The 25,276-nt window shown below is 61.5% G+C and carries 18 protein-coding genes; 12 read left to right on the forward strand and 6 right to left on the reverse strand.

Going from position 1 to position 25,276, the window contains the following annotated elements; translation table 11 throughout:
* Positions 1–5: 5 nt before the first annotated feature.
* Positions 6–512 carry a GrpB family protein gene (locus PH551_RS04800; RefSeq protein ID WP_285192059.1) on the forward strand — a complete coding sequence of 169 codons (507 nt, stop codon included), beginning with the start codon at positions 6–8 and terminating at the stop codon, positions 510–512.
* 35 nt (positions 513–547) lie between these two features.
* On the opposite strand, the gene PH551_RS04805 is transcribed toward PH551_RS04800, so the two are convergent.
* Together PH551_RS04805 and polA are read right to left on the reverse strand one after the other, a co-directional pair.
* Positions 548–2,878 (reverse strand): DNA translocase FtsK, encoded by a 2,331-nt coding sequence (locus tag PH551_RS04805; protein ID WP_285192060.1) that lies wholly within the window; start codon positions 2,876–2,878, stop codon positions 548–550.
* A gap of 168 nt (positions 2,879–3,046) precedes the next feature.
* Complete coding sequence (polA, locus tag PH551_RS04810) at positions 3,047–6,046, reverse strand: DNA polymerase I (protein WP_285192061.1); 3,000 nt, start codon at positions 6,044–6,046, stop codon at positions 3,047–3,049.
* A gap of 410 nt (positions 6,047–6,456) precedes the next feature.
* On the opposite strand from polA, the gene PH551_RS04815 reads away from it, so the two are divergent.
* The gene (locus tag PH551_RS04815; protein WP_097600434.1) at positions 6,457–6,873 is read left to right on the forward strand and encodes a MarR family winged helix-turn-helix transcriptional regulator; all 417 of its coding nucleotides are present in this window, start codon (positions 6,457–6,459) and stop codon (positions 6,871–6,873) included.
* 6 nt (positions 6,874–6,879) lie between these two features.
* Here the strand turns inward: PH551_RS04815 and PH551_RS04820 are convergent, their stop codons facing one another.
* The gene (locus tag PH551_RS04820) at positions 6,880–9,264 is read right to left on the reverse strand and encodes a bifunctional diguanylate cyclase/phosphodiesterase (RefSeq protein ID WP_285192062.1); all 2,385 of its coding nucleotides are present in this window, start codon (positions 9,262–9,264) and stop codon (positions 6,880–6,882) included.
* A 210-nt stretch (positions 9,265–9,474) separates the two neighbouring features.
* Between PH551_RS04820 and PH551_RS04825 the strand changes: the two genes are divergently transcribed.
* The 6 genes from PH551_RS04825 (at position 9,475) to PH551_RS04850 (ending at position 18,808) form a co-directional block, all read left to right on the forward strand.
* The gene (locus PH551_RS04825; protein ID WP_085776539.1) at positions 9,475–10,863 is read left to right on the forward strand and encodes a dipeptidase; all 1,389 of its coding nucleotides are present in this window, start codon (positions 9,475–9,477) and stop codon (positions 10,861–10,863) included.
* Positions 10,864–11,306: 443 nt separating this feature from the next.
* Entirely contained in the window at positions 11,307–11,996 is a 690-nt protein-coding gene (locus tag PH551_RS04830; protein ID WP_285192063.1) for an SH3 domain-containing protein, read from the forward strand.
* 531 nt (positions 11,997–12,527) lie between these two features.
* On the forward strand, positions 12,528–14,855 hold the full coding sequence (locus PH551_RS04835) for a transglycosylase domain-containing protein (RefSeq protein WP_285192064.1): 2,328 nt from the start codon (positions 12,528–12,530) through the stop codon (positions 14,853–14,855).
* A gap of 282 nt (positions 14,856–15,137) precedes the next feature.
* Positions 15,138–17,054 (forward strand): molecular chaperone DnaK, encoded by a 1,917-nt coding sequence (gene dnaK, locus PH551_RS04840; protein WP_085776536.1) that lies wholly within the window; start codon positions 15,138–15,140, stop codon positions 17,052–17,054.
* 85 nt (positions 17,055–17,139) lie between these two features.
* On the forward strand, positions 17,140–18,267 hold the full coding sequence (dnaJ, locus tag PH551_RS04845; protein ID WP_085776535.1) for a molecular chaperone DnaJ: 1,128 nt from the start codon (positions 17,140–17,142) through the stop codon (positions 18,265–18,267).
* Positions 18,268–18,607: 340 nt separating this feature from the next.
* Complete coding sequence (locus PH551_RS04850) at positions 18,608–18,808, forward strand: hypothetical protein (RefSeq protein ID WP_085776534.1); 201 nt, start codon at positions 18,608–18,610, stop codon at positions 18,806–18,808.
* 117 nt (positions 18,809–18,925) lie between these two features.
* Here the strand turns inward: PH551_RS04850 and PH551_RS04855 are convergent, their stop codons facing one another.
* The gene (locus PH551_RS04855; RefSeq protein ID WP_085776533.1) at positions 18,926–19,291 is read right to left on the reverse strand and encodes a helix-turn-helix domain-containing protein; all 366 of its coding nucleotides are present in this window, start codon (positions 19,289–19,291) and stop codon (positions 18,926–18,928) included.
* A 383-nt stretch (positions 19,292–19,674) separates the two neighbouring features.
* Between PH551_RS04855 and recF the strand changes: the two genes are divergently transcribed.
* From recF to PH551_RS04870, 3 genes are read left to right on the forward strand one after another with little or no spacing between them, the layout of a single operon-like run.
* Positions 19,675–20,799: a DNA replication/repair protein RecF gene (recF, locus tag PH551_RS04860; protein WP_285192065.1), complete on the forward strand. Its 1,125-nt coding sequence runs from the start codon at positions 19,675–19,677 to the stop codon at positions 20,797–20,799.
* Complete coding sequence (locus tag PH551_RS04865; RefSeq protein WP_483315404.1) at positions 20,796–21,629, forward strand: molybdopterin-synthase adenylyltransferase MoeB; 834 nt, start codon at positions 20,796–20,798, stop codon at positions 21,627–21,629. Before recF ends, PH551_RS04865 begins: the two co-directional genes overlap by 4 nt.
* Complete coding sequence (locus PH551_RS04870) at positions 21,626–22,099, forward strand: GNAT family N-acetyltransferase (RefSeq protein WP_285192066.1); 474 nt, start codon at positions 21,626–21,628, stop codon at positions 22,097–22,099. The genes PH551_RS04865 and PH551_RS04870 overlap by 4 nt, the downstream gene beginning before the upstream one ends.
* Positions 22,100–22,129: 30 nt before the next feature.
* Here PH551_RS04870 and PH551_RS04875 read toward each other — a convergent pair whose 3' ends face one another.
* Positions 22,130–23,131, reverse strand: coding sequence for a 2-hydroxyacid dehydrogenase (locus tag PH551_RS04875; protein ID WP_285192067.1), 1,002 nt, complete (start codon positions 23,129–23,131; stop codon positions 22,130–22,132).
* A gap of 184 nt (positions 23,132–23,315) precedes the next feature.
* On the opposite strand from PH551_RS04875, the gene PH551_RS04880 reads away from it, so the two are divergent.
* Positions 23,316–23,855, forward strand: coding sequence for an SH3 domain-containing protein (locus PH551_RS04880; protein ID WP_011423530.1), 540 nt, complete (start codon positions 23,316–23,318; stop codon positions 23,853–23,855).
* Here the strand turns inward: PH551_RS04880 and PH551_RS04885 are convergent.
* Positions 23,848–24,840, reverse strand: coding sequence for an adenosine kinase (locus tag PH551_RS04885; protein ID WP_285192068.1), 993 nt, complete (start codon positions 24,838–24,840; stop codon positions 23,848–23,850). The two genes, PH551_RS04880 and PH551_RS04885, sit on opposite strands and share 8 nt — an antisense overlap.
* Between the last annotated feature and the right edge of the window lie 436 nt (positions 24,841–25,276).

Here is a 25,276-nt window from a genome sequence, read left to right on the forward strand (position 1 = left end):
GCAGGATGCGTGCCATCAAAGTCGTCGATTACGACACTTCCTGGCCACTGCTCTTTGCCGCAATCAGCGCCGAGGTCTCCGTCCTGCTCGGTGATCTCGTGCAGTCCATCGACCACATCGGCAGCACATCTGTGCCTGGACTTGCAGCCAAGCCGAAAATCGACCTCGATGTCGTCGTGGTATCTGACGACACCTTACCGGCAGTGATAGAATTGGTACGCGCTGCCGACTTCACCTTTCACGGCGACCCTCACGGAGACGGCCGCTGGGTCTTTACCCGTAACCGCGAGGCTTGCGGGTACAGGCTCTATGTTTGCCCGCTCGATAATCCCGTGCATCGGCAGCGCATCCTGTTTCGCAACCATCTCCGAGACCATCCCGCAAAGGCCAAGGCCTATGCCGACCTCAAACGCCGCCTGTCCGCGGAGGCGGACGGCGATTGGGATTTCTATACCGGCGGCAAGACCGAGTTCGTCGAGGAAACGATAAGATCGGCTACGTCGAAAACATGAAACCGGAATGCGCCGCGCACTCCGGCCATCGTCGATCAATCGCCCTCGCCGCGTCCGGATACGATCTCGCGCTTGCCGACATGGTTTGCCGGGCCGACGAGACCTTCCTTTTCCATCCGCTCCACCAGGGAGGCGGCTCTGTTGTAGCCGATGCCGAGGCGGCGCTGGATGTAGGAGGTTGAGCACTTCTTGTCCCGCATGACGACCTTGACGGCCTGCTGGTAGAGCTCGTCACCGTCCTCGGCGCCCATAGCACTCTTGTCGAAGACGGCGCCGTTTTCTTCATTCTCGACGTCTTCCTCCTCGTCGGCCGTGACCGTATCCAGATATTCAGGACGGCCCTGCGTCTTCAGATGCGCGACGACTTTTTCGACCTCGGCATCGGAGACGAAGGGGCCATGGACACGGGCGATGCGGCCGCCACCCTGCATATGCAGCATGTCACCCTGTCCGAGCAGTTGCTCTGCGCCCTGCTCGCCGAGGATGGTGCGGCTGTCGATCTTCGAGGTGACCTGGAAGGAAATGCGGGTCGGGAAATTCGCCTTGATCGTGCCGGTGATGACATCGACCGACGGACGCTGGGTCGCCATGATCAGGTGAATACCGGCGGCACGCGCCATCTGCGCCAGACGCTGGATCGCACCTTCAATCTCTTTGCCGGCGACCATCATCAGATCGGCCATCTCGTCGACGATGACGACGATGTAAGGCATCGGCGCAAGATCCAGCTCCTGGCTTTCTTCGATCGGCGCACCGGTTCCCCTGTCGAAGCCGGTCTGAACCATGATATGGATGGTCTCGCCCTTTTCGCGCGCCTGGGAGACGCGGCCGTTATAGCCGTCGATGTTGCGCACGCCGAGGCGCGACATCTTGCGATAACGCTCCTCCATCTCGCGCACCGCCCATTTCAGCGCCATGACAGCCTTTTTCGGATCGGTGACGACGGGCGTCAGCAGATGCGGAATACCGTCATAGACGGAGAGTTCGAGCATCTTCGGGTCGACCATGATCAGCCGGCATTGCTCCGGCGTCATGCGGTAGAGCAGCGACAGGATCATCGTATTGATGGCGACCGATTTGCCCGAACCGGTGGTGCCGGCGACGAGCAGATGCGGCATCTTTGCGAGCTCGGCGATCACAGGCTCACCGCCGATGGTCTTGCCGAGGCCGAGCGCCAGCTTATAGCCGCTCTTGTCGAAATCCTGGCTCTCGATCATCTCCCGGAAATAGACGGTTTCACGGGTGACATTCGGCAGCTCGATGCCGATGACGTTGCGGCCCGGGACCACTGCGACGCGGGCCGAAAGCGCCGACATCGAGCGGGCGATATCATCGGCCAGGCCGATGACGCGCGACGACTTCACGCCGGGCGCCGGCTCGAATTCATAAAGGGTGACGACGGGGCCGGGGCGAACATGAATGATCTCGCCCTTGATGCCGAAATCCTCAAGCACGCTTTCCAGAAGACCGGCATTCTGCTCCAGCGTCTCCTGCGACATGATCTCGCCGAGACGTTCGGGCGGCTCCTGCAAAAGAGCGCGCGGCGGGAATTCATAACCTGATGCATCGATCTTTTCAGGCCTTGCCGCAAGGCGCGGCGACGGCAGGACTGCGGCGACCGGGGGCGTAGGCCGAGGCACAGAGGCGGCCTGAGGCACCGGCGTGACCTGAGGCATCGGCGCAGTCTGGGGCGCGACCTGCGGCGCAGGTGCAATCGCCGCCTCGCGGGTCCGCACGGGCCTTTCCAAGGAAATCGCCGCCGGCGGGCGCAGAGCCGCCGGCGCGGGCGCTGCAGCCGGCGGCTGGACCGGTCGGGATGCCGCCTGAGCGGGCTTCAGCGTGCCCGGACGCCATTCCATGACGCGAAACAGCGAGGTGATCGATTCGGGCGCGGTCTCGATCTTCGGAAGAATGATCGAGGGCGCGCGCACCGGTTCGCCCTCCTCGAACGCCATGACTTCCCAGAAGGCAAAATCGGAAATCGAAGACAGTTCGGAAGCGACGCGCAGGGTAGGAGCCTCCACCGCGGCGGCCGGCGGCTGCAGCGTCTCGATCTCAGCCTGCACTGCGGCAGGTTCAGCGGGCTCCGGCAGGTAGATATCGAAGGGCACGTCGACCGCGACCGGTTCTATCCCTATCGCCTGCTGTTCCGCTTCCGGTTCACTGCGAACGGGCTCGTTCGACGGGCGGCGGCGGCTGATCAGCGTTTCGGGCGTGCGGGTGAAGCGAACATTCGGCGCGAGCGAGAAGTTGCTCTGCCAGATCGGTGCCGGCGGCCTCTCGCCTGGATTTTCCTCCGGAAGCTCCGTTTCAATGCCGCTGGAAAAATCTGCGGCATCCGTCAAATTGGTTCTGGGAAAACGCATGCGTCCGCTACTCACTCATGCCTAACAAATTACGACCCTACCGGGATAGAAAAGGAAGGTTAATAAGTTCCTTCCAGCCGTATCGTTCCGGTACGGCCCGGGGAGGTACATGGCCGTGATTTCAATGAGTTAGGAGAATCGGAAAAATCTTTTTCGTTGGGGAGGCGGTTAATGCGCCTCGTCCCAATTGGTGGCGGCGCGGGCATCGACCTTGAGCGGCACGCGCATTTCGAGCGCCGGCATCGTGGCGTTTTCCATGACCGAGACAATGACCGGCATCGCCTTTTCGACATCCTCGTCCTCGACCTCGAAAATCAACTCGTCATGCACCTGCAGCAACATGCGCACACGCTCGGCAAGACCCGCTTCGGCGAGCGCCGGCTCCATCTTGATCATCGCCCGGCGAATGACGTCGGCCGCAGAGCCCTGGATCGGCGCGTTGATTGCCGCCCGTTCGTTGAAGGCGCGCACCGAAGGGTTGGAAGAGCGGATTTCGGGATAGTTGATGCGGCGGCCGAAGATCGTTTCGACATAACCCTTGTCGCGGGCCATTGCCTTGCGGCTTTCCATATAGTCGCGGATGCCGGGGAAGCGCTCGAAATATTTTTTGATGTAGTCGCCGGCCTCCGAGCGTTCGATCGAAAGCTGGTTGGCGAGGCCGAAGGCGGAGATGCCGTAGATGATGCCGAAATTGATCGCCTTGGCACGGCGGCGCACTTCACCTGGCATGCCTTCGACCGGCACGCCGAACATTTCCGAAGCGGTCATGGCGTGAATGTCGACGCCGTCCTCGAAGGCCTTGGTCAGCTGCGGGATCTCGGCCACATGGGCAAGTACGCGCAGTTCGATCTGACTGTAATCGGCGGAAATCAGCTTGTGACCCGGCGTCGAGATAAAGGCGGTGCGGATTTTGCGGCCTTCTGCGGTGCGCACGGGAATGTTCTGCAGATTCGGCTCGGACGAGGACAGGCGCCCCGTGGTCGTCGAAGCCAGCGAATAGGAGGTGTGGACCCGCCTGGTCTCCGGATGGACATAGCCCGGAAGCGCGTCGGTATAGGTGGATTTCAGCTTGGTGAGCTGGCGCCAATCGACGATCTTGCGCGGCAGCTCGAAACCGGCGGCGGCGAGATCCTCGAGCACCGAAGCGGAGGTCGACCATTGTCCGGTCTTCGTCTTGCTGCCGCCGGCAAGGCCCATCTTGCCGAACAGGATGTCGCCCAGCTGCTTCGGCGAACCGATATTGAACCGCTCGCCGGCGAGCTGGTAGATCTCGTCTTCCAGGCGCGCCGCACCCTGAGCCAGTTCGCCGGACAGCCGCGACAGGATCTGCCGATCGACCGTAATGCCACGCGCTTCCATGCGCGCCAGCACCGGCAGCAGCGGCCGCTCCAGCCGCTCGTAAACACTGGTCAGCCCCGCCGCCGTCAGCCGCGGCTTCAGCACCAGCCAGAGGCGCAGCGTCACGTCGGCGTCCTCGGCGGCATAATGGGTGGCGCGGTCGATATCGACCAGGTCGAAGGTGACGTTCGCCTTGCCGCTGCCCGCCACATCCTTGTAGGGGATCGGCGTATGGCCGAGGAATTTTTCCGAGAGCGGATCCATGCCGTGAGCGCCGGTGCCGGCGTCGAGCACATAGGAGATCAGCATCGTGTCGTCGAAACTCTTCGTCTCGATGCCATAGCGCTTCATCAAGAGGTAGTCGTATTTCAGGTTCTGGGCGACCTTGAGGACTGATTCGTCCTCCAGCAATGCCTTCAGCCGCGGCAAGGCGTCACCCATGGAAATCTGGTTTTCGGCCAGGCCGCCGCCGAGCAGATCGCCGACGCCATTCTTGTGGGCGAGCGGCACATAGGCGGCGCGAATCTTCGTGCCGGTGGGATCGCTGACATTGTCGGCGATCGCCATCGCAAAGCCGACAAGCTCGGCCTGCATCGCATCCAGCGACGTGGTCTCCGTATCGAAAGCCATGAGGCCGGTGTCGCGCGCATCGGCGATCCATCGGTCGAGCGTCGCGAGATCGCGGATCGTCGCATAGTTTGAATGATCGAAGGGCAGCGCCGCAAAAGCCTCGGCCCGCGCCTTGGCGAGATCGGCCGGCGAAAAAGCGCCTTCGACACCGGCCTTTGCCTTCGCGCGAGGCGGCACGGGCACCGATTCGCCCGAAACGTCCGGTATGCCGCCGGCAACAGGCTCCGGCTCGGCCGCATCGAGATCAGGGCCATGGGCCGCCTTGCCCCACTCGATCGGGACCACCGCCGGTTCGATGGCGCTCGCATCGCAATCGCAGACTTCGGCGACGCGTCGGGTCAGCGACGTGAATTCCATCGTCTTCAGGAAGCCGATCAGCTTCGGGCCGTTTTGCGGTTCCAGTACCAGCGCGTCGAGATCGAGATCGAGCGGCACATCGGTGCGCAGGCGGACGAGTTCGCGCGAAAGCCTCGCCATCTCGATATTGGCAAGGATCATCTCACGCCGCTTGACCTGCTTGATCTCGGTGGCGCGCTCGAGCAGCGTATCGAGATCGCCATATTCCTCGAGGAGCTGGGCGGCGGTTTTCGGGCCGATTCCCGGAATGCCGGGAACATTGTCCACGGAATCGCCGGTCATCGCCTGCAGGTCGATCATCTTTTCCGGCGGCACGCCCCATTTCTCGATGACGTCGGGAATGCCGATCTGCTTGTCCTTCATGCTGTCATACATGTGGACGTTCGGGGTGACGAGCTGCATCAGATCCTTGTCGGAGGAAACGATGGTGACGTCGGCGCCTGATGCTTCGGCCTGGCGGGCGTAGGTGGCGATGATGTCGTCGGCCTCGAAGCCTTCGGTCTCGATGCAGGGCAGATTGAAGGCGCGAGTCGCCTCTCTTATGAGGCCGAACTGCGGGATAAGCTCTTCCGGTGGGGCCGAACGGTTTGCCTTGTAGGCGTCGTAGAGATCCTTGCGGAATGTCTTAGCGGAATAGTCGAAAATGACGGCAAGATGGGTCGGCGTTACCCCTACATCGGTGTTGCGCGCATCCCTCAAGAGCTTCCACAGCATGTTGCAGAAACCGGAGACGGCGCCGACCGGCAGACCGTCGGTCTTGCGCGTCAGCGGCGGTAGTGCGTGAAAGGCCCGAAAGATGAAGCCGGAACCGTCGACTAGGAAGAGATGATCGCCTTTTTTCATGCGTGCATGGATAGCGCGGGCAGGAAACGAGGTCCATATAAAGTTCGGTGCGCCACGAGCGGAAAGAATTTCCGCTCACCAAACTGTTACCGATTTGTAACGTACCGTGACCCTTGAAAAACCACATTCGTAGCTACAAATGCATGTCACCGGCGCTTGATCGCGTCGCGGGTCTGATTACCGGCTTGTCCCCCGCCGCATCAGGCTTGGACAAAGGCCTTATCCCCCTCTCCGGGCCTTTGTCCCCATTTTAGAGTCGCCATGGCCAACCTCCAGGTCATGGCGACTTTTGTTTTTCAGGTTCGCGCAGTTCTGATCGCAGCTTGCATTTTTTGCAGCATCCTCTGCGATTTGCTGCATTGTCTCCGGCACGGTTTTGAGCCTAACTTGCGATCATGGCATTTAACCGCATGGATTCGGGAGCTTACCTTGCCAGCCAGCTGGCGAAGGGTTTTGCCCGCTCGCTGCACCAGCGTGCGATAGGGCTTGGTTTCTCCCCCGGCCAGTTTCCCATCCTGCTGGAACTCTGGGCCGAGGACGGGCTGACCCAGAAACAGCTTCTCGACCGAGTCGCTATCGAGCAGGCGACCATGGCCAATACGCTTTCGCGCATGGTCCGCGACGGGCTGATCGAGCGCCGGCCGCATCCCTCCGACAAGCGGGCGCAGCTGATTTTCCTGACGCCGAAGGCGCGTGCAATGGAGGCTGAGGCGATCGAGACCGCGCGTGAGGCGGACCTCGCGCTGTTCAAAGGCTTTCGCGGATTCGAACGCGAGCTGACGCTCGAATATATCCGCCGGCTGCTGGAAAACGCCAAGACGCTCTGATCGAGATTATTCACCGGCAAGACGCGTAGATCCCCGCCACGGAGGCGGCGACGCGTCAGCGTCGGCCGTCGAGCACAGAAGGCTTTTGGCGGCGAGCTTGATGCTCGGCTCGATATCCGGCTTGCCGAGCAAAAAGCCCTGCACCTGCGAGCAGCCTTCTTCGAGGACGATCTGGCGCTGCGTCTCGGTTTCGACGCCCTCCGTCACGACAGGCATGCCGAGGCTGTGGCCGAGACCAATGATGGCGCGCACGATCGAACGTGACGCCGCGTCATGTTCCAGCATGCCGGTGAAGCTGCGGTCGACCTTGATCTTGTCGAAGGGGAAGGTTCGCAGGTTGGAAAGCGAGGAAAAACCGGTGCCGAAGTCGTCCATGACGATGTGAACACCGAGGCTGCGCAGGCGCAGCAGCGTGGCCATCACCCGATCGCGGTCACGGATGAGAGCGGCCTCGGTGATTTCGATTTCCAACCGGTCGGGCGCGAGCCCCGTTTCCTCGAGGATTGCCTCGATCCGCTCGCAAAGGTTCGGCAGCATGAACTGCACCGGCGAGACATTGACGGCGATCGTCAGCGGATGCGGCCAGCGCGCAGCTTCTGCGCAGGCCTCGCGCAGCACCCATTCGCCGAGCTGGACAATCGATCCGCTTTCCTCGGCGATCGGAATAAAGACATCCGGCTCGCTGATGCCGTGCCCCGGCCGGTTCCAGCGCATCAGGGCCTCATAACCGCTGACCTCGCCGCTTAGTGCGCCGTAAATCGGCTGATAGCTGACATGGATCTGATTGCGGGTGATGGCGTGGCGCAGTTCGCTTTCGATCTGGCGGCGCGCGCGCGTGGCTTCGTCCATTTCCGCGTCGAAGAAACAGGCCTTGCCGCGACCGCCGTGCTTGACCCGATAGAGTGCGATATCGGCATTGTTGCAGATCTCGTCCACATCACGTCCGTCGGCCGGATAAAGGGCGATGCCGAGGCTGACGCCGACGGCTGTTGGGTCGCGTGCCGTATCCATTTCGGCGGCGAATTCGTCGAGGATCGCCGCTGCGAGCTTCTGCGCGGCCGCCGGTTGCTGTCCGGCGGGCTGGATGATGGCAAATTCATCGCCACCGAGACGGGCGATCGTATCGCTTTCATCGGCGACGCGCCGGAGGATCGACGCAACCTTGCGGAGAATTCGGTCGCCCTCGGCATGGCCGAAAATATCATTGACGCTCTTGAACCGATCGAGATCGATATAGAAAAGGGCCACCTTGCTGCTCTTTCGTTCGGCCATCTGCAGCGCCTGACGGATGCGCGTATCGAACAACGACCGGTTCGGAAGATCGGTGAGAACATCGTGGTGGGCGAGATGTTCGATCATCTCCTCGGCCTGCCTGCGCTCCGTTAGATCGCGCACCGCCAGCACGTCACAATTGTGCCCGCGATAGACGATCCTGCTCGTATTGACTTCGACGGCGATCTCCTTGCCGCTGCTGGTGCTGAGCAAGGTCTCGCCGGGCCTATTCTGCCCCTGTATGGCGGTCAAAGCAGCGGACGGCGCCTTGCCGACAAGATCGGCAAGCTTCCAGCCGGAAAGTGCCTGGAACCGTTCATTGGCATCGATGACTCTGCCTTCGCGCAGGATCAGCAGCCCTTCCTGCGAGGCATTGGCGAGCCCTCTCAGATCCGTCAGATGGCTGTCGATAAAGACCACCGCGATAGCGATCAGAATGAGAGCCGTCGCCGCTACCACCACGATCGCTGCCAGCAGGCTGGTATCGAGCACCATCGCCGGGACCTCTTTGCCGGGATCCGGCACAAGCGTGATGCTTGCCATCGAAATGAAGTGGAGAGCGCAGATTGCAAGGACAAAGATGACGGACGAGGTGAGGAGCCGCCTCAGGCCGCTCCACTGGAAGAAGGCGTAGAAGGCAGCGCTCGACAGCAGCGCCCCCGCGAGAACCGCACTCAGCGTCATGTAGGGATCGTACACGATCACCGCCTGTGTCTCGATCGCCTGCATACCGGTCAGGTGCATCGAGGCGATGCCGAGCGCCATCAGGACGCCGCCGCGGATGCGCGAAAACCTGCCGCGGCTCTCCGAAGCGACGACGATCGCCGCCCACGAACCGGCAACCGACAGGAGAAAGGAAAGCGCCGTCAGCCCCAGTTGGTAGCTGATCGGCATGCCGCCGTCATAGGCCAGCATCGCGATGAAGTGCGTTGCCCATACGCCGGTGCCGAAGGCGAAAGCCGAGGCGCCTATCCAGAGCTTGCGGCGCCCGGCATCGCATCCTTGAGCGCGTGAAAGCGGCAGCATCGCTGCCATCGCGCCGATCAGACAAACCGCCGCGGCCGCGAGCACCAGCCGCCAATCATGATCGTCGCGAATACATGTAATGACCGAAAACATCCGCTCCCCCGAACAGCTGAATACGGCCAAGTTATTTGGGTTCTACTAAATAACTGTAAATTGAATTAGAAGGTTCTTCTATATCGCCGAAGTAATCTTCTTGCACCCGATCCGGACGCGGCCGCTTTCGCGCCGCCCATTTGCTTTTCCGCCTCGCCTGCTCTCCTCGTTTGGTCTATCGTCCGGCCAAATTTCAAAAAGGAGTCGAAAATGACGGATCTACAACAAGTGCTTGCGCGCGCGGATCAGAACCTTTCCTCAAGCCTCGAAAAGCTGTTCGAGCTTCTGCGCATTCAGTCGATTTCCACCGATCCCGTCTACAAGGCCGAATGCCGGAAGGCAGCCGAATGGCTGGTCGCCTATCTCGAAGGCCTCGGCTTTACCGCCTCGGTGCGGGACACACCCGGCCATCCGATGGTCGTCGCCCACCATGGCGGCGCTTCCGCCGACGCGCCGCATGTGCTTTTCTACGGCCATTACGACGTGCAGCCGGTCGACCCGATCGAGCTCTGGGAAAACGATCCCTTCGAGCCATCGATCAAGGATGTCGGCGATGGCCGCAAGATCCTGACCGGGCGCGGCACCTCCGACGACAAGGGCCAGCTGATGACCTTCGTCGAAGCCTGCCGCGCCTATAAGGAGATCAACGGCGCACTTCCCTGCCGCATCACCATTCTGTTCGAGGGCGAGGAGGAATCGGGCTCACCGTCCCTGAAGCCTTTCCTCGAAGCCAACGCCGCCGAACTCAAGGCCGATTATGCGCTTGTCTGCGATACCGGCATGTGGGACCGCGATACGCCGGCAATCGCCGCGGCACTGCGCGGCCTCGTCGGCGAAGAAGTGGTCGTGACGGCCGCCGACCGCGACCTGCATTCCGGCCTCTTCGGCGGCGCTGCGGCCAATCCGATCCATATTCTCGTCGAGGCGCTTGCCGGCCTGCATGACGAGACCGGCCGCATCACGCTTGATGGCTTTTACGACGGCGTCGAGGAAACGCCCGACAACATCAAGGCGTCATGGGAGACGCTCGGCAAGACGGCCGAGAGCTTTCTCGGTGAAGTCGGCCTTTCCATTCCCTCCGGCGAAAAGGGCCGGTCGGTGCTGGAACTCACCTGGGCGCGGCCGACGGCCGAAATCAACGGCATCTGGGGCGGATATACCGGCGAAGGCTTCAAGACGGTCATCGCCGCCAAGGCCTCGGCCAAGGTTTCGTTTCGGCTCGTCGGCACGCAGGATCCGGCTGCAATCCGCGAGGCTTTCCGCAGCTACGTCAGGTCGAAAATTCCGGCCGACTGCTCGGTCGAATTCCATCCGCATGGCGGCTCGCCGGCGATTCATCTCTCCTATGATTCGCCTGTTCTGACCAAGGCGAAGACGGCGCTTTCCGACGAGTGGCCGAAACCTGCCATCGTCATCGGCATGGGCGGCTCGATCCCGATCGTCGGAGATTTCCAGAAGATGCTCGGCATGGAATCGCTGCTCGTCGGCTTCGGCCTCGCCGATGACCGTATCCATTCGCCGAACGAGAAATACGAGCTTGTCTCCTACCACAAGGGCATCCGCTCCTGGGTGCGCATCCTTCAGGCGCTCGCCGGCTGAAGGGCAATTGCGCGCAGTGTCGGCGCGCCAAAATCAAAAATACAAAAAGGCCGGTCGCCCGGCCTTTCGTCATCCGCTCGGCTCGGTGCCAGTTCATCCGTGGTCAAGGAACAAGCGGGTATTGATGTTAGACTGCCGCCGAAAGGTTAACAAAAGGTTAACCTTTCGGTCGGGACCAGACCTCAATTGCCGAACAGCCTGACGTGCCGGAGACGCTCCGCGCTCCTGTCGGTTCATGTGCCCTGTAGCAGCGCATGAGAGCACAAATCTCCCCCCGTTCAAGCTACGTTCATCGCGCTCGGCCTATAAAGTATTGAAAGACAAAGCGAATGATGACGCCATAACAAATTCCGGCGATCGCTCTATCTTTCGTTCCAAATGGCATATGCCAAGGAAAGGCAGTCGAGCGCTGCCAGAAAACACGCCAACGAGGAGTGAGAAGCGTGAAAAAACTCATCGTCAAAATAGCCGCCGCCACACTGCTTGTGCTGGCTCCGGCAATAGTGCAGGCCGCCGAGGGTTACTCGACGGCAAACGTCAACATGCGCGCAGGGCCAAGCACCCGGTATCCCGCAGTCGCCGTCATACCCGCCGGTTCGTCCGTCGAAATCCGTGGATGCCTTTCCAACGTCAACTGGTGCGACGTCGAATTCTACGGCGGCCGCGGCTGGGTTTCGGGCCAGTACGTGCAGGCAGTCTACGAGCAACGCCGCGTCTATGTTGGCCCGGAATATTACCGTCCGCTGGGCATTCCGCTGGTCACCTTCAGCGTCGGCAATTATTGGGACCGTTACTACCGCCATCGCGATTTCTATCGCGAGCGTGACCGCTGGAGCCGCGGCCCGGACTATTACCGCAACCGCGACTATCGCAATCGGGATTACCTGGATCGGGACTACCGGGTCCGCGAGTATCGTCGGGATCGCGACCGGGACCGGGACTGGCGCGATGAGGATCGACGGGACGACCGCAGAGATGAAGCTCGCAGGCGGGAGCGTCGGGACAGGGATACCAGGAGCTCGGATTTCCGTGACCTGCCGCAGTTCAGAGGCGGCAAAGCCGACACCTACAATCATCCGGACCCCAGGGCCTCGCCCTTCGTCTGCCGTCCGGGCGATCCCAAGTGCGACTGAAAGAGCAGGGCGGCAGCGATGCCGCCCTTTTCTCAACAGCACTCATCGTGAACGGAGTCGAGAAAAAGCCCGGCGCTCCTTGGGGGGATGCACCGGGCCTGATGTCGATCGGCGCGCGTTGAGGGGAGACGGCCGATCATTCGCGGGACGTGAGGGGCTGTCCCGCTTCTCCATAAACAGCCGTCGAGCCTATTGGTTCCAGTCGGTGCATAATTCTTAAATCAGCAATTCCATTTTATTGTTACACCGCCTCCCCGGTCTGTGGTCATGACCCGCGCGCCTCGACAGCGCGACCACTCACTCTTTGTCCTTTAACACCCCGTTAAATCGCCGCAATTACAGTTCACTCGGATGATCGCGTCGCCCGCTGTATGGTTCCTTAAATCGAAATCAGTTTAAGGACAAAATTATGCAGCACTTCAAAGTGCTACAGCGTCCTTCTCGCGTCTAATAGAGACGCCTGACGCTGTAACTGGGCGCCGTTATGCGAAGTGGGCTTCGCGATCGAACAGGGGATGCGACCGGTCCGCGATGGCAGGCAGAGGCAAATCAGGCGACAGAATCGAACCGTCCTTCAGCGGCCGCCCGGCCCGCGAAGATGATGAATTTTCGCTCGACGCCAATGACCGCGTCATCGGAAGCATATCCGCGCGTCGCGGCGGCTCCAAGCCCCCGCCGCAGCGTGCCGCCCGCCAGCGGCGGCGCGAGCCGCGGGAGCGTGAAGGCGGCGGCCTTTTCGGTTTCCTGCGCGGCGTGGTCTACTGGTGCGTCGTGCTTTTCATCTGGGCCAGCATCGGCGTTGCCGGGCTCGTTCTCTATTACGGCTCGCGCATGCCGAGCGCCAGCACATGGGCGATCCCCGAGCGTCCGCCGAACGTCAAGATCACCGCCGTCGACGGCAGCGTCATTGCCAATCGCGGCGCCACCGGCGGCGAGGCGCTGTCGCTCGAAAACATGTCGCCCTATATTCCCGAAGCCGTCATCGCCATCGAAGATCGGCGTTTTTATTCGCATTTTGGCGTCGATCCGCTCGGCCTTGGGCGGGCGATCGTCACCAATTTCACGGCCGGCCACATGGTGCAGGGCGGTTCGACCCTGACGCAACAGCTTGCCAAGAATCTCTTCCTCTCTCCCGAGAGAACGCTGGAACGCAAGGTGCAGGAGGTGCTGCTCGCGCTCTGGCTGGAGCAGAAATACACCAAGGACCAGATTCTTGCGATGTATCTCAACCGGGTGTTCTTCGGATCAAACGCCTATGGCGTCGAGGCGGCCTCTCGCCGCTACTTCAACAAATCGGCGCGGGATGTGAACCTCGGCGAGGCAGCGGTGCTGGCGGGCCTGCTCAAGGCGCCGTCGCGGCTTTCGCCGGCCCGCGACGCGGAAGCGGCGAATGCGCGCGCCCAGCTCGTGCTGGCGGCGATGCGCGAGCAGGGGTTCATCACCGATTCCGAGGTCAAGACAGCGATGTCGCAGACCCCGGCTTCGGCCAAGAGCTACTGGTCGGGCGCCGGGCATTATGTCGCCGATATGGTCATGGACGAATTGCCGGGACTGATCGGCGACGTCAAGGAAGACATCATCGTCGATACGACGATCGACAAATCGCTGGAGAAGAAGGCTGAGCAGTCGCTGGTCGACGTGCTCGACAAGGAGGGCGGCAAACTCGATGCCTCGCAGGCGGCCCTGGTCTCGATCGATGGCACCGGGGCGATCCGCGCGCTCGTCGGCGGCAGAGACTATGCGACGAGCCAGTTCAACCGCGCCGTCAAGGCCAAGCGCCAGCCGGGATCTTCGTTCAAGCCCTTCGTCTATACGGCAGCGCTGGAAAAAGGGCTGACGCCATTTTCGGTGTTTAACGACGCGCCGATTCGCATCGGCGACTGGACACCGGAGAATTACGAGAAGAAATACAATGGCGAAGTGACGCTGGCGACCGCGCTCGCGAAGTCGCTGAACACGGTGGCCGCGCAGCTGGTCATGTATGACGGGCCGGATCAGGTGATCAAGCTCGCCCACCGGCTCGGGATCGAAAGCGAGCTGCAGCCGAACGCCTCGATCGCACTCGGGACGTCCGAAGTGTCGCTGATGGAACTGACCGCCTCCTATGCCGCATTCATGAACGGCGGCTACAAGGCGACGCCGCACGTCATCCGCCGAGTGACGACCGCCGAGGGGAAGGTTCTCTACGAAAATACCTATGACAGTCCGCCGCGCGTGCTTTCCGAGCAGATCGCCGCGCAGATGGATGCGATGATGATGGGCGTCATCGAAAACGGCACCGGCAAGAGTGCCAAGATTCCCGGCTGGCAGGCGGCGGGCAAGACCGGCACGACGCAGAATTCGCGCGACGCGCTGTTCGTCGGCTTTACCAGCAACCTCACGACAGGCGTCTGGTTCGGCAATGACGACGGCAAGCCGATGAAGAAGGTGACCGGCGGCGGTCTTCCAGCCAAAGCCTGGAAGGAATTCATGGTCGCCGCCCACAAGGGTCTTTCGCCGGCGCCGCTCTTCGGCAACGGCCAGCTCATCGACGATCCGAACAGCGGCCAGCCGATGGCGCAGGCAGCGCCCGACGGCGGGCAGCCGGTCACGGCCGAAGTGCCGCCACAGACGACGATCGGCGGCATCATTTCCGGCGTCTTCGGCGGCGGCGAGAATGCAGAACGGTATCCACAGGCGCCTGTCCGTCAACAGCGGGCAAGCCCCCGCAACGGCCCGGTTCCTCCTGCAGACGTAGCCGACGGCGGCAGTTCAGGCTACGACGGCATCGTGCCGCCCGGCGATGTCGGTGGGTCGCAGACGACCTCTTCGGTGCAGCCTCGGCGCACGACCCTGCTTGACCTGATCATGGGTCAATGAGATTCCGTGCTGCATTCCCGGCGCAAGCTATCTATCCTAGAAATAGTACGCTTTCCGCGGATCGGGCGGCCTCTTTCCCGGCTGCTGCGAAAATTGAAGGCAACACATTCGTTTTGCCGGATTCGGGGCCATTTCCCGCCTTGCAGTCGAGAAAACCGCTCCTTATATACGCCGCATCACCGCAATCACGATTGCGTAATCGCAAGTAGACCCATCCCGTAAGGGGCTGTCAGGGAAATGCCTTCTGGGGGTTCCGACAGCTTGCTTCAAGGAGAGAATGACATGGCAAAAGTAATTGGTATCGACCTTGGAACGACGAATTCCTGCGTCGCAGTCATGGACGGCAAGGACGCAAAGGTCATCGAGAACGCGGAAGGTGCGCGCACGACCCCTTCCATGGTGGCCTTTTCCGATGATGGCGAGCGCCTCGTCGGCCAGCCGGCCAAGCGCCAGGCGGTCACCAACCCGACGAACACGCTTTTTGCGGTGAAGCGTCTGATCGGCCGCCGCTACGAAGACCCGACCGTTGAGAAGGACAAGCATCTCGTTCCCTTCAGCATCGTCAAGGGCGACAATGGCGACGCCTGGGTCGAAGCCAATGGCAAGGGCTACTCGCCCGCACAGATTTCCGCGATGATCCTTCAGAAGATGAAGGAAACCGCCGAATCCTATCTCGGCGAAAAGGTCGAGAAAGCCGTCATTACCGTTCCGGCGTACTTCAACGACGCGCAGCGCCAGGCAACCAAGGATGCCGGCAAGATCGCCGGTCTTGAAGTCCTGCGCATCATCAACGAGCCGACCGCTGCCGCTCTCGCCTACGGTCTCGACAAGAAGGACGGCAAGACGATCGCCGTCTACGACCTTGGCGGCGGCACCTTCGATATTTCGATCCTCGAGATCGGTGACGGCGTCTTCGAGGTGAAGTCCACCAACGGCGACACCTTCCTCGGCGGTGAAGACTTCGACATGCGCCTCGTCGAATATCTCGTTGCCGAATTCAAGAAGGACAACGGCATCGACCTGAAGAACGACAAGCTTGCCCTGCAGCGCCTCAAGGAAGCCGCGGAAAAGGCCAAGATCGAACTGTCGTCGTCGCAGCAGACCGAAATCAACCTGCCGTTCATCACGGCTGACGCCTCCGGCCCGAAGCACCTGACGCTGAAGCTGACCCGCGCCAAGCTCGAGAGCCTGGTCGACGATCTGGTCCAGCGTACGATCGCGCCCTGCAAGGCAGCCCTCAAGGACGCCGGTGTCACCGCTGCCGAAATCGACGAAGTGGTCCTGGTCGGCGGCATGAGCCGCATGCCGAAGGTGCAGGAAGTCGTCAAGCAGCTGTTCGGCAAGGAGCCGCACAAGGGCGTCAACCCGGATGAAGTGGTTGCGCTCGGCGCCGCCATCCAGGCCGGCGTCCTGCAGGGCGACGTCAAGGACGTTCTGCTGCTCGACGTCACCCCGTTGTCGCTCGGCATCGAAACGCTCGGCGGCGTCTTCACCCGTCTGATCGAACGCAACACGACGATCCCAACCAAGAAGAGCCAGACCTTCTCGACCGCGGAAGACAACCAGCAGGCCGTCACCATCCGCGTTTCGCAGGGCGAGCGCGAAATGGCTGCCGACAACAAGCTGCTCGGCCAGTTCGACCTCGTCGGCCTGCCGCCGTCGCCGCGCGGCGTGCCGCAGATCGAAGTCACCTTCGACATCGACGCCAACGGCATCGTGCAAGTTTCGGCCAAGGACAAGGGCACCGGCAAGGAACAGCAGATCCGCATCCAAGCTTCCGGCGGCCTCTCCGACGCCGACATCGAAAAGATGGTCAAGGACGCCGAATCCCACGCTGCCGAAGACAAGAAGCGTCGCGAGACCGTCGAAGCCAAGAACCAGGCCGAAAGCCTGATCCACTCCACGGAAAAGTCGCTGAAGGATTACGGCGACAAGGTCTCCGAAGCCGACCGCACCGCGATCTCGGATGCGATCGCCGCGCTGAAGTCCTCGACGGAGGCAACCGAAGCCGACGCCGAAGACATCAAGGCCAAGACCCAGACGCTCATGGAAGTTTCCATGAAGCTCGGCCAGGCGATCTATGAAGCACAGCAGGCCGAAGGCGGCGCTGCTGCCGATTCCTCCGCGGAAGGCGGCGACAACGTCGTCGACGCCGACTATGAGGAAATCAAGGACGACGACCGCAAGAAGTCCGCGTAATCCGCGGCGGCGTGATAGTGCTTCAACACCTGATCCGGCTGCTCACCATGGCAGCCGGAAATCCATTTCCGGGGTTTAATCCTTAATGGCAAAAGCGGACTTTTACGAAACTCTGGGTGTAGCCAAATCGGCGGACGAGAAAGAGCTGAAGAGCGCCTTCCGAAAGCTTGCAATGAAATATCATCCGGACAAGAACCCGGATGACAAGGAAGCCGAACGGAAGTTCAAGGAAATCAACGAAGCCTACGAGATGCTCAAGGATCCGCAGAAGCGGGCAGCCTATGATCGTTATGGCCATGCGGCCTTCGAACATGGCGGCATGGGCGGCGGTGGCGGTGGCTTTGCCGGTGGCGGCTTCTCCGACATCTTCGAGGATATTTTCGGCGAGATGATGGGCGGCGGCCGGGCGCGTCAGCGCTCTGCCGGAGGCCGGGAGCGCGGCGCCGATCTCCGTTACAACATGGAAATAACGCTGGAAGAGGCTTTCTCGGGAAAGACGGCGCAAATCCGCGTTCCCACCTCCATCACTTGCGACGTCTGTTCAGGTTCGGGCGCCAAGCCCGGCACCCAGCCGAAGAACTGCGGCACCTGCCAGGGCTCGGGGCGCGTGCGCGCAGCCCAGGGCTTCTTCTCGATCGAGAGGACCTGCCCGACCTGCCACGGCCGCGGCCAGATCATTCCCGATCCGTGCCCGAAGTGCCACGGCCAGGGCCGGGTGACGGAAGAACGTTCGCTCTCGGTCAATATTCCCGCCGGCATCGAGGATGGCACGCGCATCCGCCTGCAGGGCGAGGGCGAGGCCGGGGCTCGCGGCGGACCGGCCGGCGATCTCTATATCTTCCTGTCGGTGAAGCCGCACGAATTCTACCAGCGCGATGGAGCCGATCTCTATTGTGCGGTGCCTATCTCCATGACGACGGCGGCTCTTGGCGGAACCTTCGATGTCGCGACGCTCGACGGCACCAAATCGCGCGTCAGCGTGCCTGAGGGCACGCAGGCCGGCAAACAGTTCCGTCTCAAGGGCAAGGGCATGCCGGTGCTGCGTTCGGCGCAGACGGGCGACCTTTATATCCAGATCCAGATCGAGACACCACAAAAGCTCACCAAGCGTCAGCGCGAATTGCTGCAGGAATTCGAGCAGATTTCCTCCAAGGAGAACAATCCCGAGTCGACCGGCTTCTTTGCCAGGATGAAGGAATTCTTCGAAGGCTGAGCGGTCGATCGATACGCAATCGCGAGAGCCGGGGATGAAACGTCTCCGGCTTTTTTTTGCTAGCGCAAATCCCGATTTGAGACATGGGTAGTTCATGCCGGGCGATCTGTTCCAGAACGACACGGCGCCGGATCGGAACAGGAACTTGCGTTAACGCAGCCAGATGATGCCGCTTGCAAGTTTTTAAAATGACTCCAATCTCTGCCGTCAGCGCATGACCCAGGATCTCGGCATCGATGTCAGGAGGGTGATGCGCAGTTTCAGAGCGACAGAGCGTTTCCGGCGCGTCCCATTTGGATGCAGACGCTCTAACGGGGACCACGAAGCAAGAGTATCCATCATGGCGCCAGCCTTTTCCTCTCAGTCCGAAGATGTCGACGTTCTCGCCGGCGCAATCTACACATGGTGTGCCGAGCGCAATATCAAGCTTCGCAGCCAGCAGGGCCTTTCCATCGCCAGTATCGCGATCGACCTCTACCACGCCGGCCACCAGACGCAGGACGACCTGCTGACGGCGTTGCATGGGTGCGAGATTCACTGATTCACCAGCGCGTCGCGAAATGCGTCTACTGCTACGGACAAGCCCGACATGATTCGATGATCGTCCCTGTCTGAAGAAGTGTTGCTTTTCCGCGATCATCTGACCGCTTCGGCTGAGTCAGGCGGCGCTCTCGACCACGTCGCCGCTCATGAGTGTAAGGATGGTCTTGACCGCTTCCTTGCCCGCAGCCGAGTTCAGCTTGTCGTAGCTCAGCGCAAGGGCATAGGCATCAGGGCTGAGTTCGATACGGCCGCCGAATTCCGATATATCCGTCCCCTCGAAGAGGGCGGAGATCTCGACGCCGAGAAAAACCGCGATCTGATGCAGCTTGCTGGCTGAAACGCGGTTCGTCCCCTTTTCATATTTCTGGATCTGCTGAAAAGTCAGTCCGAGTGCTTCACCAAGCTCGAGCTGGGAAACACGACGAATGGCGCGAAGCTGTCTGATGTTGCGACCAACAATGATATCGACCGGATCTGGCACTTCACCACTCTCTTATACATGAACCTTTTGTTCACCATATCGTTTTCCCGGGATAACGCAACCCGGCAGTTGCAAAATTCAACCGACTTTTTCTGGGCATTACGTTACGTCAGCAGCCATCGAGGAAAGTCGCAGAAGCCCTGCTATACAGGCTATCCGAGAACCCCGACGGTGACCGTCGTCGGTGAGGACTCCCAATGTCGGAGGCCTCTGATGCGGTTGTATTTTTCCAGAATTCGGGAAAAACGGTACCGAAAAGTTCCGGAATCGATCGTGTTTGCGATGCTTCTGGTAAAGTGCGCGCGATCCGCGGCGCGAAGCGGCGCGCTTGCCAACTGCGCCGCTTCGGCTTAGCTGTCACGCTTCACGAACCCGGATACGCAATGCCGCATAAGGTTTCTCTTTCCCGTCTGAAGCTGACAGACTTCCGCAATTATGCCGCCGCGAGCCTTAGTCTCGATGGTCGGCATGCCGTGCTGACCGGAGACAATGGCGCCGGCAAGACCAATCTCATGGAGGCGGTCTCGCTGCTTTCGCCCGGCCGCGGTCTGCGCCGAGCCGCCTATCGCGACATTACCCGCGTCGGCGCGGCCGGCGGCTTTTCGATCTTCGCGGCGCTTGACGGCATGGAGGGCGAAGTCGAGATCGGAACCGGCATAGAAACGGGCGAGGACACCACAGCCCGCCGGCTTCGGATCAATGGCACCCCGGCTAAGACCGCCGACGAGCTGACCGATCATCTGCGTCTTCTCTGGCTGACACCGGCGATGGACGGGCTCTTCACCGGCGCCTCCGCCGACCGCCGACGCTTTCTCGACCGCCTGGTGCTGTCGCTCGATCCCGCCCACGGCCGCCGCGCGAGCGATTTCGAGCACGCCATGCGCAGCCGCAACAAGCTGCTGGACGAAGGTCGCTTCGACCCTTCCTGGCTTGCCGGTATCGAAGAACAGATGGCTAGCCTCGGCATCGCCATGGCGCTCGCCCGCCAGGAGATGCTCGGCCTCTTGACCCGGCTGACCGAGGAAACACTGGAGAGTTCGCCTTTCCCGTCAGCCTCGCTGCACCTCTCAGGCTTCATGGACGGCCAGTTCTCGCGGCCATCGGTCGACCTCGAGGACGACTACGCGGCGATGCTCGCCGAGAGCCGTTACCGCGATGCCGGCGCAGGGCGCACGCTGGAGGGGCCGCACCGGACCGACCTCATCGTACACCACCGCGAAAAGGCGATGGAGGCGGAGCGGTGTTCCACCGGCGAGCAGAAAGCGCTGCTTGTCGGCTTGGTGCTTGCCCATGCGCGACTCGTCGGCAATCTCACCGGTCATGCGCCGATCCTGCTGCTCGACGAGATCGCTGCGCATCTCGACGAGAACAGACGCGCCGCGCTGTTCGACCTTATCGACGGACTGGGAGGTCAGGCCTTCATGACCGGAACGGATCGGGGAATGTTCTCGGCCCTCGGCGACAGGGCGCAGTTCTTTACGGTTGCGGACGGAAGGGTGTTCGGATGAGGGAAACAGCTTTTCCCGATGTCGCTTTTGCCGATGTCGGCGGCCATGCTACGATCGCCGCCATGGAACCTCTCAGCCCCGATGAAATCGCCCGGTATCAACGCCATATCCTGCTCCCCGAAATCGGCGGCGCAGGCCAGCAGAAACTCAAAGCCGCCCGTGTGCTGGTGATCGGCGCCGGGGGGCTCGGTGCGCCGATCCTGCAATATCTCGCCGCCGCCGGTATCGGCACGCTCGGCATCGTCGACGACGACCGGGTGTCGCTGTCCAATCTGCAGCGCCAAGTGATTCATGATTCCGGCACGATCGGCGAGCTGAAAACCGAAAGCGCCGCCTTGGCAATTGCCAGGCTCAACCCGCATGTCCGGCTCGTCCGCTTCGAGGAACGCTTTTCTCGCGAGACTGCCCGGCGTCAATTATCCGGCTTCGATTTCCTGATCGACGGCTCCGACAATTTCGATACGCGTTATGCCGCGGCCGATGCGGCGGAGGAAGCACGTATCCCGCTCGTCACCGGCGCCGTCGGTCGTTTCGACGGTTCACTAACCGTGCTAAAACCTTATGAGACGGCCGAGGATGGAGCGCCCAACCCAGGCTATCGCGACCTTTTTCCCGAGGCGCCTCCGGCGGGTCTGATTCCCAGCTGCGCTGAAGCCGGCATTATCGGCGCGCTCACTGGCGTCATCGGCACGATGATGGCGATGGAGGCGATCAAGCTCATCACCGGCGCCGGCGAGCCGCTGATCGGGCGGCTGCTGCTTTACGACGCACTCTCGGCCCGGTTCGAAAGCGTGCGCTATAGGCGCCGCCGCGCCAGGCAGGCCGGATGAGGATTATCCGCCTCGATCAGAACTTCGCGCGCTGGGACGAACTGCTCGCCCTCATCCTCGCGGCCTTCGCTTCGATGAACGGCAAGATCGATCCGCCGTCCTCGGCGCTCAATCTCACGGCGGAGGCGCTGGCAGCAAAGGCCGAGGCCGAGATCGGCCATGTCGTCATCGACGATGGCAAACTGACCGGCTGCCTGTTTCTGCGGCCGGAGGCCGATTGTCTCTATGTCGGCAAGCTCGCCGTTCTGCCGGAAGCGCAAGGCAAGGGCCTCGGGAGGCGTCTGCTGGCAGTTGCCGAGGAGACGGCTGCAGAACTGGGCTTGGCTGCTTTGCGGCTGGAAACACGCATCGAGCTTACCGAAAATCACGCCGTCTTTGCCGCCTGGGGATTTTCCAGAACCGCCGAGAAGGCCCATCCTGGATTCACCAGGACGACCTTCATCGAGATGCGGAAGATACTCGCTCGCTGACGCGCATCGAACAATTCGCCCCCGAATTCCTCAACGACCCGGAAGCACCCGATTCGGCGGCCTGTGGCCATCGATGAAGGTGCGGATATTGATGATGACCTTGTCGCCCATGTCGATGCGGCCTTCGATCGTCGCCGAGCTCATATGCGGCAGCAGCACGACCTTGCCCTCATTGGCGAGCTTGACGAGCTTCGGATTGACGGCAGGCTCGTTCTCGAAGACGTCGAGGCCGGCGCCGGCGATCCTGCCCTCCCTCAGGCATTTTATCAGCTGGGTTTCATCGACGACGTCGCCACGCGCCGTATTGACGAGATAGGCCGTCGGCTGCAGCAGCGCCAGGCGGCGCGCCGAAATCAGGTGAAAGGTCGCCGGTGTCGAGGGGCAGTTGATCGAGACGATGTCGACGCGGGCCAGCATCTGGTCAAGACTTTCCCAATAGGTTGCCTCCAACTCGTCCTCGACGGCCGGATTGACGCGCTTGCGGTTGTGGTAGTGAATCGAAAGACCAAAAGACTTGGCGCGGCGGGCCACCGCCGTGCCGATTCGCCCCATGCCGACGATGCCGATCCGCTTGCCGTGAATGCGCCGGCCGAGCATCCAGGTGGGAGACCAGCCGGCCCACTCGCCCGGCTTGTCGGTCAGGACCCGCGCCCCTTCGCCGAGCCGCCTCGGAACCGCGAGAATCAGTGCCATCGTCATATCGGCAGTGTCCTCGGTCAGGACGTTCGGCGTGTTGGTGACGGTGATGCCCTTGCGCGCCGCCGCCTCGACGTCGATGTGGTCGGTGCCGTTGGAGAAGCTGGCAATCAGCTTCATCTGCGGTCCCGCCTCATCGATCAGCGCCGCATCGATGCGATCGGTGACCGTCGGCACCAGCACGTCGGCATTCCGCACAGCGGCAATGAGCTCGGGAACGGAGCGCGGCGTGTCATCGATGTTCAGCTCGGCATCGAAGAGCTCCCGCATTCGGGTTTCGACGGCATCCGGCAGCTTGCGGGTGATGTAGACCTTCGGTTTTTTCTTCGCTGTCATGGCTGCCTGCGGTGCCTTGTTCAGAGGTCTTTAACCAAGAGGGGTGATAATTTTCCCGTTCCGGGCAATTTCTACCAGACCCGCACGCGAAGACAAACAAAACTCGTGGTGCAGCCGTGGAATGTAAAAGCCCGGACCGCGCGCAGGCCGTGCCTGGCGCGAATTCGAGCAAACGGAAGCCTCCATGCGCAGCAAAGTCCTGAAGTCCTGCCTCGCCCTTGCGATTGCTCTGGCCGCATCCATGGGAACCTTAGAATTTGCTCATGCGCAGGCGGCCAAGGGGCCGAGCGGCCTGCCATTGCCGCGCTTCGTCACATTGAAATCGAAGCGCGTCAATTTGCGCATCGGCCCGGGAACGGACTTCGCCGTATCGTGGATGTATCTGAAATCCGGCCTTCCGGTGGAAATCATCCAGGAATACGACAATTGGCGCCGCATCCGCGATGCCGATGGTACTGAAGGCTGGGTCAATCAGTCGCTGCTATCAGGTCAGCGCGCAGCGATCGCCGCGCCCTGGATGAAGACGAAGGGCAAGGGCGTCTATGTCAATCTGCGCCGTGAGGCGCAGCCCTCCGCCTCGATCGTCGCCAAGCTGGAACCCGGCGTGATGCTGACGATCGGCGAATGCAACGGCGATTGGTGCCACGCAGAAACCGACGGCGCCGCGGGCTGGGTGGCGCAGTCGGAAATCTGGGGCGCCTATCCCGGCGAAGCCTTCAAATAAGCCCCGCCTGTTTGGCGGCCTCGGAAAGCGAGGTCATCGGGCGCGGGCCGATCTGCTGGATGACAATGCCGGCGGCGAGACAACCGAGCTTGCCGCAATCCTCGAGGGACCGTCCCTGCGTGTAGCCATAGAGGAAGCCGGAGGCAAACAGGTCGCCGGCACCCGTCGTATCCACAACCTCCCGGATCCTGATCGCATCGACATAATAACGCTCCCGGCCCTTCAGGATGACGGCGCCGTTCTCGCTCATCGTCACGGCGGCGATCTTGCAGTCCGCGGCGATGCTGTTCAGCGCCTCTTCGAAATCGTCGGTCTCGTAAAGCGACAGCGCCTCCTGGCGATTGGCAAAGACGATATCGACCTTGCCGGAGCGCATCAGATCGAGGAACTCGCCGCGGTACCGATCGACGCAGAAACTGTCGGACAGCGTCATCGACATTTCCCGGCCGTTTTCATGGGCGATGCGGGCGCAGTCGAGAATCGCCTCCTTGGCGCGCGGCGGATCCCAGAGATAACCTTCGAAATAGGTGACCTTGGCATCGGCAACGACATCGGCCTCGACATCCTCAGGACCGAGTTCGACGCAGGCGCCGAGATAGGTATTCATCGAACGCTCGCCATCCTCGGTGACGAAGATCATCGAACGCGCGGTAGGCGGGAAGGTGCCTTTCGGCTTCGTCTGGTAGTGAACGCCCTGGGCGCGAATATCGTGGGTGAAGATGTCGCCGAGCTGATCCGCAGCGACATTGCCGAAATAGGCCGCCCTGCCGCCGAGGTTGGCAACGCCCGCCGCCGTGTTGCCGGCGCTGCCGCCGGAGGCTTCGAGAGCCGGCCCCATGCGTGAATACAAGAGTTCGGCGCGTTCGGCGTCGATGAGGTTCATCGCCGCCTTCGTGATCTGGTTGTCAATGAGGAACTGGTCGTTGCAACGGGCGATGATATCCACGATTGCGTTGCCGACCGTCAGAACATCGAATCTTGTCATAAAATGGGGGGTCCCGGATTTGTGATAGCCGGGGTTCGGTCTTAGCGAAATTTCCGCGGTTTGGAAGGACAAATGGTGAATGGCGCATCTATTTCTTCGCAAAAGTGCCGCTCATTCGTCACGCCCCTGTCATCTTCGAAACCTAGAAATATTCGCAGGAAGACCGGCATGAGCAGCTTTCAGTTGCAGCCGGGCGCCCGAGGGATGATCCCTTCGATCTTACCGGCGCGATGCTGACCACGGATGAACTGGCAGCTTCGTGATCCCTCCGGCAAGGCCGGAGCGGAAAGCGGGCTTTGCCCGCTTTTTTTGCTTTGCGGAGAGCTCCGCGGCCGGATCGGGCGGCGCTTGCCTTTTGCTGATCGAGCGCCGTGCGTCCGTTCGGGCGCACAAAGGACGCTCTCACTCTTTAAATCTGCGCATCGGGCTTACCGAA

The sequence above is a fragment of the Rhizobium atlanticum genome (assembly GCF_030182485.1).
In the GTDB taxonomy this organism is placed as follows: domain Bacteria; phylum Pseudomonadota; class Alphaproteobacteria; order Rhizobiales; family Rhizobiaceae; genus Rhizobium.